The sequence below is a fragment of the Kitasatospora sp. NPDC001539 genome (assembly GCF_040298565.1).
In the GTDB taxonomy this organism is placed as follows: domain Bacteria; phylum Actinomycetota; class Actinomycetes; order Streptomycetales; family Streptomycetaceae; genus Kitasatospora.
The window spans coordinates 1-14,188 of sequence record NZ_JBEPAK010000187.1 but is presented as its reverse complement, the minus strand read 5'-3'; the positions used below and the strand labels follow the sequence as shown (position 1 = coordinate 14,188).

General features: G+C 72.7%; 13 protein-coding genes. 7 read left to right on the top strand and 6 right to left on the bottom strand.

The genetic code is table 11. The features are described 5' to 3' along the window. The 6 genes from ABT247_RS24685 to ABT247_RS24660 form a co-directional block, all read right to left on the bottom strand. The coding region (locus tag ABT247_RS24685; protein WP_350745901.1) for a catalase at positions 1-1,542 on the bottom strand (1,542 nt) is incomplete at its 3' end. 55 nt (positions 1,543-1,597) lie between these two features. After that, positions 1,598-2,872: an allantoicase gene (alc, locus tag ABT247_RS24680; RefSeq protein WP_350745898.1), complete on the bottom strand. Its 1,275-nt coding sequence runs from the start codon at positions 2,870-2,872 to the stop codon at positions 1,598-1,600. A 27-nt stretch (positions 2,873-2,899) separates the two neighbouring features. Beyond that, entirely contained in the window at positions 2,900-4,279 is a 1,380-nt protein-coding gene (gene allB, locus ABT247_RS24675; protein WP_350745895.1) for an allantoinase AllB, read from the bottom strand. Between the two features lie 114 nt (positions 4,280-4,393). Further along, on the bottom strand, positions 4,394-5,536 hold the full coding sequence (locus ABT247_RS24670) for a glycerate kinase (protein WP_350745893.1): 1,143 nt from the start codon (positions 5,534-5,536) through the stop codon (positions 4,394-4,396). Between the two features lie 415 nt (positions 5,537-5,951). Then, positions 5,952-6,845, bottom strand: coding sequence for a 2-hydroxy-3-oxopropionate reductase (locus tag ABT247_RS24665; RefSeq protein WP_350745890.1), 894 nt, complete (start codon positions 6,843-6,845; stop codon positions 5,952-5,954). A gap of 103 nt (positions 6,846-6,948) precedes the next feature. Next, positions 6,949-7,791 (bottom strand): TIM barrel protein, encoded by an 843-nt coding sequence (locus tag ABT247_RS24660; RefSeq protein WP_350745887.1) that lies wholly within the window; start codon positions 7,789-7,791, stop codon positions 6,949-6,951. A 218-nt stretch (positions 7,792-8,009) separates the two neighbouring features. On the opposite strand from ABT247_RS24660, the gene ABT247_RS24655 reads away from it, so the two are divergent. From ABT247_RS24655 to ABT247_RS24625, 7 genes are all read left to right on the top strand, one after another. Then, a complete protein-coding gene (locus tag ABT247_RS24655; RefSeq protein WP_392903853.1) occupies positions 8,010-8,255 on the top strand; it encodes a thiamine-binding protein in 246 nt (81 codons plus the stop codon). Beyond that, the gene (locus tag ABT247_RS24650) at positions 8,252-8,632 is read left to right on the top strand and encodes a helix-turn-helix domain-containing protein (protein ID WP_350745883.1); all 381 of its coding nucleotides are present in this window, start codon (positions 8,252-8,254) and stop codon (positions 8,630-8,632) included. The genes ABT247_RS24655 and ABT247_RS24650 overlap by 4 nt, the downstream gene beginning before the upstream one ends. A 228-nt stretch (positions 8,633-8,860) precedes the next feature. After that, positions 8,861-9,364 (top strand): 2-oxo-4-hydroxy-4-carboxy-5-ureidoimidazoline decarboxylase, encoded by a 504-nt coding sequence (gene uraD, locus ABT247_RS24645; RefSeq protein WP_350745880.1) that lies wholly within the window; start codon positions 8,861-8,863, stop codon positions 9,362-9,364. A gap of 115 nt (positions 9,365-9,479) precedes the next feature. After that, on the top strand, positions 9,480-9,815 hold the full coding sequence (gene uraH / locus ABT247_RS24640; RefSeq protein ID WP_350745877.1) for a hydroxyisourate hydrolase: 336 nt from the start codon (positions 9,480-9,482) through the stop codon (positions 9,813-9,815). A 30-nt stretch (positions 9,816-9,845) separates the two neighbouring features. Next, positions 9,846-10,766: a factor-independent urate hydroxylase gene (gene pucL / locus ABT247_RS24635; RefSeq protein WP_350745875.1), complete on the top strand. Its 921-nt coding sequence runs from the start codon at positions 9,846-9,848 to the stop codon at positions 10,764-10,766. A 288-nt stretch (positions 10,767-11,054) separates the two neighbouring features. Further along, positions 11,055-12,518 carry a nucleobase:cation symporter-2 family protein gene (locus ABT247_RS24630; protein ID WP_392903799.1) on the top strand — a complete coding sequence of 488 codons (1,464 nt, stop codon included), beginning with the start codon at positions 11,055-11,057 and terminating at the stop codon, positions 12,516-12,518. 68 nt (positions 12,519-12,586) lie between these two features. Continuing rightward, positions 12,587-13,972: an 8-oxoguanine deaminase gene (locus tag ABT247_RS24625; protein WP_350745869.1), complete on the top strand. Its 1,386-nt coding sequence runs from the start codon at positions 12,587-12,589 to the stop codon at positions 13,970-13,972. The last annotated feature ends 216 nt before the right edge of the window (positions 13,973-14,188 follow it).

Here is a 14,188-nt window from a genome sequence, read left to right as displayed (position 1 = left end):
GGCGGCGGGCTGGTGGATGGCGACGAGACCGGCCTCGGCCAGGTCGGCCACGAGGATGCGGGCCACACCGAGCGGCACGCCGGCCAGTGCGGAGACCGCGCGGAGCTTGGCGACGGCGGCGGCGAGCCGGGCGCCGTACTCCGCGTCGGCCGCGTGGAAGTGGGCCAGGTTCTTCTCCACCACGTCGTCCCGGGTCACCTGCGCCAGGGAGCCCGCGATGTTGTTGATCAGCCGCGTCTTCTCGCCCTCCGACATCAGCCGGTACAGCTCGCCGGCCTGGAAGAAGTCGTCGTCCTTGGTGTGGGCCGGCGTGGTGTAGGTGCCGGTGTGGCCGCTCACCCTGACCGGGGCGGCGAGCGCGGCGTCGCTCTGGGCCGGGCCGTCGTAGGAGTTGGGCTCGTAGTTCTTGCCGCGGCCGGCGCTGTTGACGGCCATCAGGCCGTCCCGGCCGTAGTTGTTCGCCTCGGTGGCGCGCGGGGCGTTCACCGGCAGCTGGGTGTGGTTGACGCCGAGGCGGTAGCGCTGGGCGTCGGCGTAGGCGAACAGGCGGCCCTGGAGCATCTTGTCGGGGGACGGCCCGATGCCGGGAACGAAGTTGTTCGGCGAGAACGCGGACTGCTCGACCTCGGCGAAGACGTTCTCCGGGTTGCGGTTGAGCACCAGGCGGCCGACCTTGACCAGCGGGTAGTCGGCGTGCGGCCACACCTTGGTGAGGTCGAAGGGGTTGAAGCGGTAGTCCGCGGCCTCGGCGACCGGCATCAGCTGGACGTAGAGCGTCCAGGACGGGAACACCCCGCGCTCGATGGCCTGGTGCAGGTCGCGCTGGTGCGAGTCGGCGTCGGCGCCGACCACCTCGGCGGCCTGGTCGCCGTCCAGGCAGCGGATGCCCTGGTTGGTCTTGAAGTGGTACTTCACCCAGTAGGCCTCGCCCTCGGCGTTGACCCACTGGTAGGTGTGCGAGCCGTAGCCGTTCATGTGGCGGTACGAGGCGGGGATGCCGCGGTCGCCGAACAGCCAGGTGATCTGGTGGGTCGAGGCCGGCGAGTGGGCCCAGAAGTCCCAGACGTTGTCCGCCTCCTGCACGCCGGTGTACGGGTCGCGCTTCTGGGAGTGGATGAAGTCGGGGAACTTGATCGGGTCCTTGATGAAGAACACCGGGGTGTTGTTGCCGACGAGGTCGTAGTTGCCGTCCTCGGTGTAGAACTTCACCGCGAAGCCGCGGGGGTCGCGCACCGCGTCGTTGGCGCCCAGGTTGCCGGCCACGGTCGAGAAGCGCAGGAAGACCTCGGTGCGCTTGCCGACCTCGGACAGGAACGCCGCCCGGGTGTACTTCGACACCTCGTCGGTGACCTCGAAGTAGCCGTACGCGCCGGAGCCGCGGGCGTGCACGACGCGCTCCGGGATGCGCTCGCGGTTGAACCGGGCCAGCTTCTCCAGCAGGTGCTGGTCCTGGATCAGCAGCGGACCGTACTCACCGGCCGAGGCCGAGTTCTGGTTGTCGGCGACCGGGGCGCCGGACTCCGTGGTCAGGATCTTGGACATGGAGGGTCCTTCAGGTGTCGAAAAGGCGGTGCGTGGAGAGGGGTGGGCGGCGGGCTCAGACGCCGAGCAGGCGCCAGAGCGCCGACCGGCGGCGGGCCGAGTGCTCGCCGTCGGGCCCGTCGGCCGGCCGGAGGTCGGCGACCGCGGCGGTGGCGGCGGCCGGGTCCGCCAGCGGGCGGGCGGCGGCCAGCGCGGCGGCCTCCTCCGCGGTCAGGCCGGCGTCGGTGAGCGCGGCCGCGGCCTCGGCGGCGGGAAGGGCGTTGAACCAGCGCAGCGCGAGGGCCGCGCGGCCGGCCTCGGTGAGGCGGCCGGTGAGCCGGAGGCGGGCGACGCCGCCGTCCGGGTAGACGTTCATCCGCACGTGGGTCACCGGGCGGCCCACGTCCAGCCGGAACCGGTGCCGGGTGTCGGGCTGGAGGCGGGTGCGGGGCAGGATCTCGAACCACTCGCCCTCGGCCGGTGACTGCGAAGGCGCAGCCTGTCCGGCCGAGGCGTCGAAGCCGAGCAGGTCGGCCCAGCCGGGGGCGTTGGCGACGAAGTGGGTGGTGTCCACCTCGGCGGCCAGGACCTCGCCGCCCCCGGCCAGGGCGATCTGCACCCAGTCGTTGGCCTTGTCGCGCCGACGCCGGGTCTCCCAGCCCTCGCCCATGACGGAGGCGCGGCCGGGAGCGTTCAGGTTGTGCGGGGAGGAGAAGTAGCGGTCGGAGGCCGCCTCCGCGACGCCGCCGTACTCCTGGGCGGCCAGGTCGAAGGTGAGGCCGTCCAGTTCGCGCGGGTCGGGCAGCACCTCGCCGTGCACCCGGAGCCGGGCGACGCCGCCGTCCGGGAAGATGTTCAGCCGTACGTGGGTGTAACGGGTGCCGTCCTGGACGGTGAACTCGTGGGCGGTGTCGCCCCGGAGCGGGGTGCGCGGCAGGATGACCGTCCACTCGGCGTCCTGGAGCTCCTCGGGCGAGGGGTGCCCGGGGACGGAGGCGGCCTCGACCGAGGCGCTCTCCGGGTAGTTGCCGGTGAAGTGCGCGGTGTCGACGATCAGGCCGCGGATCACGCCGCCGACGCCGAGCCGGACGATCGCCCAGTCGTGGTCCTGGTCGGTGGGGTGCGGCTGGTCGGCGGAGACGCCGCGCCGGCGCTTGGACTCCCAGCCGTCCATGATCTGGCCCTTGTGGCCGAAGGTGTGCGGACGGAACTCGGCGGGCTTGGCGACCAGCAGGTTCTCCGCGTCCGCGAAGGTGTCCTCGTTGGTGGCGACGACGCCCGCGCCGAGCAGCCGGGAGGCCAGGTTGACCAGCTCGGTGAAAGGAGCGCTCGGGGTGTCGGCAGTGGTCACTGACTCTCCTCGGGAGACGGTGTCGGTTCAGGAAGCGTTGTCGGTACGGGAGTCGGCGGGCCGGGTCAGCTGGCGGCCGAAGGGCAGCCCGCCGGTGTCCACCGCGCGGCCGCGCAGCCAGGTGGTGCGCACGGCGCCGGTCAGCGTCCTCCCCGCGTACGGGGTGACCGGATTGCGGTGGTGCAACTCGGCGGGGTGGACCGCGAACTCACCGTCGGGGTCGAAGGCGACCAGGTCGGCGTCGCGGCCCGGCGCGATGGCGCCCTTGGTGCCGGTGAGGCCGACCAGTTCGGCCGGTCCGGCGGACATCCAGCGCACCACGTCGGCCAGGGTGTGACCGCGGCGGCGGGCCTCGGTCCAGATCGCCGGCAGGCCCAGCTGCAGCGAGGCGATGCCGCCCCAGGCGGCCGCGAAGTCGCCGCTCCCGCCGTACTCGGGCAGCAGCTTGAGGTCCGGGGTGGACGGCGAGTGGTCGGAGACGACGGCGATGAACTCCCCGGCGGCCAGGGCCTGCCAGAGCGCGTCCCGGTTGGCCTCGTCGCGGATCGGCGGGCAGCACTTGAACGCGGTGTCGCCGTCCGGCACCTCCTCGGCCGCGAGCGTCAGGTAGTGCGGGCAGGTCTCGGCCGTCACCTGGACGCCGTCCTCCCGGGCCCGGCGCAGCAGCGGCAGCACGGCCGCCGAGGAGACGTGCAGGATGTGCACCCGGGCGCCGGTGCGGCGGGCCGTGTCGAGCAGGTGGGCGACGGCCGCGGTCTCCGCGTCGGCCGGGCGGGAGGCGAGGAAGTCCCGGTAGTCGGCGCCGGGCCGCTGCGGCGCGGCGGCCAGCACGGCGGCGTCCTCTGCGTGGATGATCGCGAGCGCGCCGAGCCGGGCCTGCTCGGCCAGCGCGGCCTCCAGGTCGGCGCCCTCGACGTGCGGGAACTCGTCCACGCCGGAGGGGGAGAGGAAGCTCTTGAAGCCGAACACGCCCTCGCGGTGGAGCGGTTCGAGGTCGGGGACGTTGCCGGGGACGGCGCCGCCCCAGAAGCCCAGGTCGACCCAGGCCTGGCCCTCGGCGGTCTTCCGCTTGACGGCCAGCCCGTCCGCCGTGGTGGTGGGCGGCACGGAGTTGAGCGGCATGTCGATGATCGTGGTGACGCCGCCGGCTGCGGCGGCCCGGGTGGCGGTGGCGAAGCCCTCCCACTCGGTGCGGCCGGGCTCGTTGACGTGCACGTGGGTGTCGACCAGGCCGGGCAGCAGGGCGGTGTCGCCGAGGTCGACGAGTTCGCCGTCGCCGACCGGAAGCGATCCGTACTCGGCGACCTGCTCGATCCTCCCGTCCCGGATCAGCACGTCCGCGGGGCGCTCGCCGTCGGGCAGCACGGCCCGGCGGGATCGGATCACCGACGGCTGGCTGAAAGGCATGGGAGACCTCCGAAACCTGGGAGTTGGGGGTGGTGGAACACGGGTGGAGGCGAAGGATTGCCCGGAGCCTAGGCCTGCCTTCAACAAAACGTCAATGGAGGAACGTACGAGGGCTCAGCCCGCCAGCAGCTCCCCGGCCAGGCGCTCCCCCGCGACCTCGGCCAGCTCGCCGGCCCTGGTCAGGCTCTCCCCCGGCTGCTCGGCCAGGTCGGTGAGCGCGACCGCGGCGGTGAACCCGGCCGCGCGCCACTCGGGCTCGGAGAGCTCCAACCGGCCGGCCACGGCAGCCACCCGAACCCCCGCCCGGGCGGCCGCCGCGGCGACTCCGGCGGGGGCCTTGCCGTGGAGCGTCTGAGCGTCCAGGCAGCCCTCGCCGGTCACGACGAGGCGTGCCCCACGCACGGCCTCGTCGAAACCCAGCAGTTCGAGCAGGAGCTCGATACCGGGTCGCATGGTGGCGCCGAGCAGGGCGAGGGCCGCGAAGCCCACCCCGCCCGCGGCCCCGGCGCCGGGGGCCTCCCGCAGGTCCCGGCCGGTGGCCGCGGCGACCTGGTCCGCGAAGCGGGTCAGGCCCGCCTCCAGCACCACCAGGTCCTCGCCGTCGGCGCCCTTCTGCGGGCCGTAGACGGCGGCGGCGCCGCGCGGCCCGAGCAGCGGGTTGTCCACGTCGCAGGCCACCACCAGCTCGACCCCGGTCAGCAGCTCGGCCAGCCGGCCGAGGTCGACCCGCTCGAGCCGGCGCAACGCGGCCCCGCCGGGCGGCAGTTCGGTGCCGTCGGCGTCCAGCAGGCGCACCCCGAGCGCCTGCACCATGCCGGCGCCGCCGTCGGTGCCGGCGCTGCCGCCGAGGCCGAGCACGATCCGCTTGGCGCCCAGGGAGACGGCCCGGCCGATCAGCTGCCCGACGCCGTAGGAGCCGGCCACCAGCGGGGCCGTCCGGCCGCCGGGCAGCCGGGCGAGTCCGGAGGCCTGGGCGAGCTCGACCACGGCGGTGTCGTCGCGGACGGCCAGCGCGGCGTCCACCGGCAGGCCGGTCGGCCCGGCCACCTTGGCCGGGACCCGGGTGAATCCGGCGGCGAGCGCGGCGGCCAGGGTGCCCTCGCCGCCGTCGGCGACGGGCAGCTCGCGCACCTCGGTGCCGGGCGCGGCGCGGCGGATGCCCGCGGCGATCCGGGCGGCGACCTCGGCACCCTCCAGGGTGCCCTTGAACTTGTCCGGAGCTACGACCACATGGCCCTGGTGGGGGGTGGGGGGCATGGCGTGGTCCTCACTTCCGTACGGGGTCCGCGGTGGTTCGTCAAGCATCGGTCCGGTGGCCCGGGGGCGCCAGGGCCCCCGGGTGGGGGGCGACCCCCGCCCGGGTGGTGGCGGTGCGGCCACCACCCGGACGGCGGTGCGACCCCCTCCCCGCCGTTCCCCTCGTCCCGCTTCCGACGTACGAGGGGCTCCCCTCGGCGGGGAGGGGGCCGGGCGACGCGCGTGGCACGACCGAAGTGCCCCCGGGGGAGGGTGGCGCGTCACCGGCTGGGTCGACCGGCGGGCGGGCGGATGAGCCCCGGCCCGCACGCCGGTCGGGTCTGGCCTCCTGGCGGCGCGGGCACGACCGGATCAGGTACACGCCGCCAGGAGGAGTTCAGGGCCGGGGGCTCCGCTCGGGGAGCCCCCGGGGGTGCTACTTGACCTCGCGGCCGGAGAGCCGCTCGACGCCGCGCAGCAGCGCCGAGTGGTCGAGCGAGCCGTCGCCGTTGGCCCGGGCGGAGGCGACCAGCTGGGCCACCACGGCGCCGACCGGCAGCGCGGCGCCCACGGCGCGGGCGGCGTCGGTGACGATGCCCATGTCCTTGTGGTGCAGGTCGATCCGGAAGCCGGGGGCGAACTCGCGGTTGAGCATGTTCGCCTTCTTGCGGTTGAGCACGGTGGAACCGGCCAGTCCGCCGCCGAGCACGTCGAGCGCGGCGGCGAGGTCGACGCCGGCGTTCTCCAGGAACACCACGGCCTCGGCGAGCACCTGGATGTTGACCGCGACGATCAGCTGGTTGGCGGCCTTGACGGTCTGGCCGGCGCCGGCGGGGCCGACGTGGACGACCGTGGTGCCGAGCGCGTCGAACAGCGGCTTGGCCTCGGCGAAGTCCTCCGCCGCGCCGCCGACCATGATCGACAGCACTGCCTCGATCGCGCCGGCCTCGCCGCCGGAGACCGGGGCGTCCAGGGCGCGCACGCCCTTCTCCTGGGCGGCCTTGCCGACCTTGATCGAGGTCTGCGGGGTGATCGAGGACATGTCGATCACCAGGGTCCCGGCCTTGACGTTCTCCAGGACGCCGCCCTCGCCGAGGATGACCGCCTCGACGTGCGGGTCGGCCGGGACCATGGTGATGACGACCTCGGCGTCCTTCACCGCGTCCGCGATGCTGGCGGCGCCCCGGCCGCCGGCCGCGACGACGGCGTCGATCGACGCCTGGGAGAGGTCGAAGCCGGTCACCTGGTGGCCGGCCTTGACCAGGTTGACGGCCATGGGCTTGCCCATGATGCCGAGGCCGACGAAGGCAATCTTGCGGGAGGCGCTCATCGCGTCGAGTTCCTTACGTGTGCGGGGTGGGTGGTGGCTCGCCGGGCGGCGCGGGCGGGCCGGACTGCCGGTCGGCGCGGGCGGACCGCGCGACCGGGCGGCGCTACCGGGCGGCGCGCAGCTCGCGCGGCAGCCAGCCGAAGCTGTCGGCGCTGACGCCGGTGGAGGGGCGGTACTCCAGACCGATCGAGCCGGTGTAGCCGGCGGCGCTGAGCCGGGCGAACAGGTCCTCGAAGTCCAGCCCGCCGGTGCCGGGCTCGTTGCGGCCCGGGTTGTCGGCGATCTGCACGTGGCCGATCCGGTCGGCGTGGGTGTCGATGACCGCCGCGAGGTCCTCGCCGTTCATGGCCAGGTGGTACAGGTCGCAGAGGAACTTCGCGTTCCCCAGGCCGGTCGCGGCGTTGACCTTGTCGACCACCTCGACCGCGGCGGCGGCGGAGACCAGCGGGTAGTCCGGGGACTCGGTCCGGTTGAGCGCCTCGATCAGCAGGACGGCGCCGATCCCGTGCGCGGCCCGGGCGGCGAGCACCAGGTTCTCCAGCGCCAGGGCGTCCTGCTCGGCCGGGTCGACGCCCTCGACCCGGTTGCCGTACAGCGCGTTGAGCGCGGTGGCACCGAGCGAGGAGGCGAGCTCCGCGGCGACGGGGACGTTGGCCCGGAACCGCTCCTTCTCGGAGGGCACCGAGACGGTACCGCGGGCGCCCTGGGTCAGGTCGTCCAGGAGGTTGAGGCCGGTGAGCCGGACCCCCGCGTCGCTGAAGGCCTTGCGCAGCGCGTCCAGTTCGGCCCGGGACGGCTCGTGCTCGGTGCCGAAGGGCCACCAGAGCTCGGCCGCCGTGAAGCCGGCCGCGGCGGCCGCGGCGGGGCGTTCCAGCAGCGGGAGTTCGCTGAACAGGATCGACAGGTTGACCGTGAAGCCGTGCTTGGCAGCCGCCGTCACGTCCATCACCTCTCACTCTCTCTTCCTTCATCCGCAACTTCCACGATCCGGAAGAGGGATTCTGTGTGGTGGAAGCATCTCCGGCCCGGCGAGCGGGTGTCAAGGGTGCCGCAACATTTTGTTGAAGCCGCCGGGTCGGGCCCGCCGGCCGGGCTCACGGCTGTTCGATCACCCAGGCCCTGCCCGCCGCCACCCCCGCTCGATACAGTGAGGACGTGCGATTGATGGTGGAGTTCACGACAGAACCGTTCGAACTGGACACGTTCCCCGAGCACGCCGCCGCGGCCCGCAAGGTCGTCGACGAGGCCGGCCTGGACGTGTCCGTCGGCCCCTTCGGGACCGGCGCCGAGGGCGAGGCCGAGCAGGTCCTCGCCGCGGTGACCCGGCTGCTGCGGGAGACCCTGGACTCCGGAGCGACCCGGATCTCCGTCCAGGTCAGCGTCTTGGGCGAGGAGGGCGGTACGCCGTGACCGAGCACGTGGATCACCCGCTCGCCGCGGCGGTCAAGCCGCTGCTGGACGCGGTCGGCGCGACGCCCGTCCCGCTGGACGAGGCGAAGTCCGAGGACGTCGTCCTGGAGTGGGAGGGCACCCCGGCCCTGGCCGTCCGGCTGCCGCACCTGAGCAGTGCGCTGGACCGGCTGCTGGCCGAGATGGCCCGCCAGTTCGACGGCCGGCCGCTGGCCGAGCTGGACCGCTGGGAGAAGCAGCGGGTCGTCGCCCTCCTGGAGGAGCGCGGCGCCTTCACCGTCCGCCACGGCGTCGAGACGGTCGCCTCGGCGCTCGGCGTCAGCCGCTTCACGGTGTACAACTACCTCAACCGCCAGGACGGCACGAAGCCCTCCTGAGGCCGGGGCGCCCCCCTCGACGAGAAGGCGGCCCTGCGAGCGAGTGACCCCGCCCCCGGACAGTGTGGATCGCCCCGGGGCGGGGCACACTTGGCGAATCGCACACGAAAGGGCCCGGCATCGCGGGTCGGTTCAAAACGTAACCACCAACCGTTCAACAAACTGTTGACGGCTGGGTGGGGTCGATCTAGCTTTTCCGGGTGGCACCACTCTTCAGGAGGTCCACTCGTGACCAACCACCCCCACGCCCTCGAGTCCCTGGCCGCGGCCGATGCCGCCGAGCTGGAGGAGATCCTGCTGGACGTCTGCTCCAGCCCCCGCTGGGCCGCCGCCGTCGCGGCGGCCGGCCCCTGGTCCAGCCGTGAGGCCCTGCTCGCCGCCAACGCGGCGGCGATGGCGGAACTGACCGACGCGGACCTGCGCGACGCGATGGCCGGCCACGCCCGGATCGGACAGCCCAAGGCGGGCGACGCCACCTCCGAGCGCGAGCAGGCCGGCATCCAGGGCGTGGACCAGGCGCTCCTCGACGAACTGCGCGAGGCCAACGCCGCCTACGAGGCGAAGTTCGGCCACGTGTTCCTGATCTGCGCGACCGGCCGCACCGCGGCCACCATGCTCGCCGCCCTGCGGGAGCGCCACCCCAACGACCCGGCCACCGAGGCGGAGATCGTCCGGGGCGAACTGCGCAAGATCAACGACATCCGGCTCAACCGCCTCCTCGACGGCAACTGACGCATCGTCAAGAATGCCTCGCGGACCGGTGCACGCCGGCCGGTCGCCGCGCCGTCGCCTCCTTCCCGGCGACTGACGCACCATCACCTCTGCCATCAGTAAGGTCACCTCACCCATGACTGGCATCTCCACCCACGTGCTCGACACCAGCCTCGGCCGCCCGGCCGAGGGCGTCCCGGTCGAGCTCGCACTGCACACCGAGGGTGGCTGGCAGGTGCTCGGCACCTCCGCCACGGACTCCGACGGCCGGGTCAAGGACCTCCCGGCCGTGGAGGCGGGCTCGGTCGTCCGGCTGCTCTTCGACACCGGCGCGTACTACGCGCTCAAGTCGGCGGAGCCGCCGTTCTTCCCCGAGGTCTCGATCGTCTTCACGGTCGCGCCCGCGCAGCACCACTACCACGTGCCGCTGCTGCTGAACCCGTTCGGATACTCGGTCTACCGCGGAAGCTAGTAGACCGACCTGGAAGCTTAGGAGCCTGTCATGGCCCACGTGCTCGGTCAGAACCAGTACGGCAAGGCGGAGAACCGCATCGTCCGGGTCTACCGCGACTCCACCCGCCACGAGATCAAGGACCTCAACGTCTCGGTCTCCCTCCAGGGCGAGTTCGAGGACGTCCACCTCACCGGGTCCAACGCCAACTGCCTTCCCACCGACACCACCAAGAACACCGTCTACGCCTTCGCCAAGGAGTACGGGATCGAGTCGGCCGAGGCCTTCGGCATCGTGCTGGCCCGGCACTTCGTCGACGACACCGAGCGCGGCGTCGTGCACAGCGCCCGGATCCGGATCGAGGAGTACGCCTGGGACCGGATCAAGACGCCGGACAACTCGGCCCGCTTCATCGGCTCGGAGGAGGTCGGCCACTCCTTCGTCCGCAACGGCCAGGAGACCCGCACCACCGAGGTGGTCTACGACGGCGAGAAGGTCCAGGTCATCTCCGGCCTGAAGGACCTCATCGTCATGAACTCCACCAACTCGGAGTTCTGGGGCTACATCAAGGACCGGTACACCACCCTGCAGGAGGCGTACGACCGCATCCTCGCCACCCAGGTCACCGCCCGCTGGAAGTACGGCTACAGCGGCCGCGACGGCGAGGCCCAGCCCAACTGGAACCGCTCCTACACCCACGTGAAGCGACACCTGCTGGAGGCGTTCGCCGAGACCTACTCCTACTCGCTGCAGCAGACCCTGCACTCGATGGGCACCCGGGTCCTCAACAACCGCGCCGAGGTGGACGAGGTACGCCTCGAGCTGCCCAACAAGCACCACTTCCTCGTCGACCTGGAGCCCTTCGGCCTCAAGAACGAGAACGAGGTCTACTACGCCGCGGACCGCATGTACGGCCTGATCGAGGGCACCGTGCACCGCGAGGGCGTCGTCCCGGTCATCCCGGTCGTCTGACCTCCCCGCCCGACCGCAAGGACTCCGCCCGGAGTCGCCGCACCCACCGGCCCCCGACGGGCCGGTCGAGTCCGGGCGAGCGCACCGCCGGCACCACGAGCAGTACCCGCAGTTCCATGCACCACCTGTTTCTCCACCCCCACCCACCGGAGTTCGTGTTCGCCTCGCGGCGGCCGGCCCGGGGCACTGGAGAAGCGTCCCGAGGGATCCTTGCTCCGCCGTCCCGCCCTCGGGAGGTCTCCAGCGCCACGGGCGCGCCGGGAGCCACGGGCACAAGAGGGGCTCGACATGGCACCCAGCAGCACCAGTAGTACAGACGGCGGTTCCACCCCAGCAAGAACACCAGGCCCGGACGGCACGTCACAAGGCCTCCCCGGCAAGCCGTCCGGGTCCGGTACCCACCCCGTGGACGAGGTGTTGCCCCCGGTGAAGCTGTTCTCCACCGGTCTCCAGCACGTCGCCGCGATGTACGCGGGAGTCGTCGCACCCCCGCTCATCGTCGGCGCCGGCGTCGGGCTCTCACCCGCCGACCTCGCCCTGCTCATCTCGGCCAGCCTGTTCACCGCCGGACTGGCCACCCTGCTCCAGACCCTCGGCGTCTGGCGGATCGGTGCGCGACTGCCGTTCGTGAACGGCGTCTCGTTCGCGGGTGTCGCGCCCATGATCGCCATCGCCAAGGAACACGGACCGAAGGACGCCCTCCCGGTGATCTTCGGAGCGGTGATCGTCGCGGGGGTCCTGTGCTTCCTCGCGGCGCCGTACTTCTGCAAGCTCATCCGGTTCTTCCCTCCGGTCGTCCAGGGCACCGTGATCACCCTCATCGGGGTGTCCCTGCTCCCGGTGGCGGTGAACTGGGCGCGCGGCGGCTCGCCGAGCGCCCCCGGATTCGGCTCCATGCGGGCCATCGGCCTCGCCGCGCTCACCCTCGCCGCGGTGGTGCTCTGCAACCGGCTGCTGCGCGGCTTCTGGCAGCAGCTGTCCCTGCTCGTCGGACTGGCGTTCGGCACCCTGATCGCCTTCCCGCTGGGGCTCGCCGACTTCGGCGCGGTCAAGGAGGCGAAGGTCTTCGCCCTCCCCTCCCCGTTCCACTTCGGCGCGCCGATGTTCGACGCTGCCGCGATCGCCTCGCTCTGCATCGTCATGGTGGTCTCGATGACCGAGTCCACCGCCGACATGCTCGCGCTCGGCAAGATCGTCGACCGCGAGGCCGACGAGCCCACGCTCGCCGCCGGCCTGCGGGCCGACGGACTGGCCACCGCGCTCAGCCCCGTCTTCAACGGCTTCGCCGCCAGTGCCTTCGCCCAGAACATCGGGCTGGTGGCGCTGACGAAGATCCGCAGCCGGTTCGTGGTCGCGGCCGGCGGAGGCATCCTGATCCTGCTGGGGCTGTTCCCCGTGCTCGGTTCGGTCGTCTCCCTGGTGCCGCAGCCCGTCCTCGGCGGCGCCGGGATCGTGCTGTTCGGCACGGTCGCGGCGAGCGGGATCCGCACCCTCGCGGAGGCCGGCATGGAGTCCAGCTCCAACACCATCCTGGTGTCGGTCTCCCTCGGGGTCGGCATCATCCCGATCGCGGTGCCGGCCTTCTACGACTCCTTCCCGGAGGCCGTCCGGACCCTGATGCACTCGGGGATCTCGGCCGGCTGCGTGATGGCCGTCCTGCTCAACCTGCTCTTCCACCACGTCGGAGCCCCCCGCCGGTCCGGATCCGGCCAGACCTCCGGCGCGACGGTGCCGACGGCGACACCGTCCTGACCGGTCCGGGAGGGGCGCGCACCGCACGGTGCACGCCCCTCCCGGCCCTCCCCCATAGGAGTGAAACCATGGCAGTCCAGCCCCCGCCCGCCGACCAGCGGATCGTGATCGAGAACGTCGCGATCGCCACCGTCGACGCCGCCGACACCGAGTACGCCCGCGGCCACGTGGTCATCCTCGGCAACACGATCGAATCCGTCGGCGACGGCCCCGCCCCGGCGTGGCTGGACAACGTGGTGCGCCGGATCAACGGCGAGGGCCACCTGCTCACTCCCGGCCTGGTCAACACCCACCACCACTTCTACCAGTGGATCACCCGCGGCCTCGCCCAGGACGACATCCTGTTCGACTGGCTGGTCGCCCTCTACCCGACCTGGGCGCGGATCGACGACGAGCTCGTGCACGCCGCCAGCCAGGGCTCGGCCGCCGCCCTCCTCAAGTCCGGCTGCACCACCGCCTCGGACCACCACTACGTCTTCCCCCGGGACGGCGGCGACATCCTCGGCGCCTCCATCGAGGCCGTCCAGGAGCTCGGCCTGCGCTTCACCGCGCTGCGCGGCTCGATGGACCGCAGCAAGAAGGACGGCGGCCTGCCGCCGGACCACGCGGTCGAGGAGCTGGACGACATCCTGGCCGCCTCCGAGGCCGCCGTGGACCGCTACCACGACGCCTCCTTCGGCTCGATGCTGCACGTCGCCATCGCGCCGTGCTCGCCGTTCTCGGTCTCCACCGACCTGCTGCGCCAGTCCGCCGAACTCGCCCGCCGCAAGGGTGTCCGGCTGCACACCCACGGCTCGGAGACGGCCGAGGAGGAGCAGTTCTGCAAGGAGCTGTTCGGGATGGGGCCGACCGACTACTTCGAGTCGGTCGGCTGGCTCGGCGAGGACGTCTGGATGGCGCACTGCGTCCACATGAACGACTCCGACATCGCCAAGTTCGCCGAGACCGGCACCGGCGTGGCGCACTGCCCCTCCTCGAACGCCCGCCTGGCCGCCGGGATCGCCCGGGTGCCGGACATGCTCAAGGCCGGCGTACCGGTCGGGCTCGGCGTCGACGGCACCGCCTCCAACGAGTCCGGCGAGCTGGGCACGGAGCTGCGCAACGCGCTGCTGATCAACCGCCTGCACGGCTACCCCACCGCGCTCACCGGGCGCCAGGCGCTGCGGCTGGGCACCATGGGCGGGGCCCGGGTGCTCGGGCGCCAGAACGAGATCGGCTCGATCGAGGTCGGCAAGCTCGCCGACCTGGCGCTGTGGAAGATCGACGGGATCATGCACTCCTCGATCGCCGACCCGGTCGCCGCCCTCACCTTCGGCGCGCTGCCCCCGCTGGCGGTGCTGTTCGTCAACGGCAACGCCGTGGTCGAGAAGGGCCGGCTGACCACCGTGAACGAGGACCGGATCGCCCGCGCCTGCGCCCGTGCGGCCAAGGAGCTCGCCTCCCGGCCGGTCTGACGGGTGGCCGGGCCGGTCTCGAGCCCGGCCCGGCCACCGGACCCGAATGACTCCGGGGCGCGCCCAGGGACGGTGCGTCACCCGGACTCCGCAGGCCCGGCAGGGCAGGCGGAACGGCGGCCCCGAACCCACGGCGAGGGTTCGGGCGATGGTGCGCACCTGGCCGGTCAGGTTGTCGGCCATGAAGTTCACCGAGTCGGTCAGCTCGCGCCAGAC

Excerpts from the sequence above, each read along its gene's own strand:
- allB (WP_350745895.1), bottom strand. The coding sequence starts at position 4,279 with ATGCCTTTCAGCCAGCCGTCGGTGATCCGATCCCGCCGGGCCGTGCTG.
- ABT247_RS24670 (WP_350745893.1), bottom strand. The coding sequence starts at position 5,536 with ATGCCCCCCACCCCCCACCAGGGCCATGTGGTCGTAGCTCCGGACAAG.
- ABT247_RS24665 (WP_350745890.1), bottom strand. The coding sequence starts at position 6,845 with ATGAGCGCCTCCCGCAAGATTGCCTTCGTCGGCCTCGGCATCATGGGC.
- ABT247_RS24660 (WP_350745887.1), bottom strand. The coding sequence starts at position 7,791 with ATGGACGTGACGGCGGCTGCCAAGCACGGCTTCACGGTCAACCTGTCG.
- ABT247_RS24655 (WP_392903853.1), top strand. The coding sequence starts at position 8,010 with ATGGTGGAGTTCACGACAGAACCGTTCGAACTGGACACGTTCCCCGAG.
- uraH (WP_350745877.1), top strand. The coding sequence starts at position 9,480 with ATGACTGGCATCTCCACCCACGTGCTCGACACCAGCCTCGGCCGCCCG.
- pucL (WP_350745875.1), top strand. The coding sequence starts at position 9,846 with ATGGCCCACGTGCTCGGTCAGAACCAGTACGGCAAGGCGGAGAACCGC.
- ABT247_RS24630 (WP_392903799.1), top strand. The coding sequence starts at position 11,055 with ATGGCACCCAGCAGCACCAGTAGTACAGACGGCGGTTCCACCCCAGCA.
- ABT247_RS24625 (WP_350745869.1), top strand. The coding sequence starts at position 12,587 with ATGGCAGTCCAGCCCCCGCCCGCCGACCAGCGGATCGTGATCGAGAAC.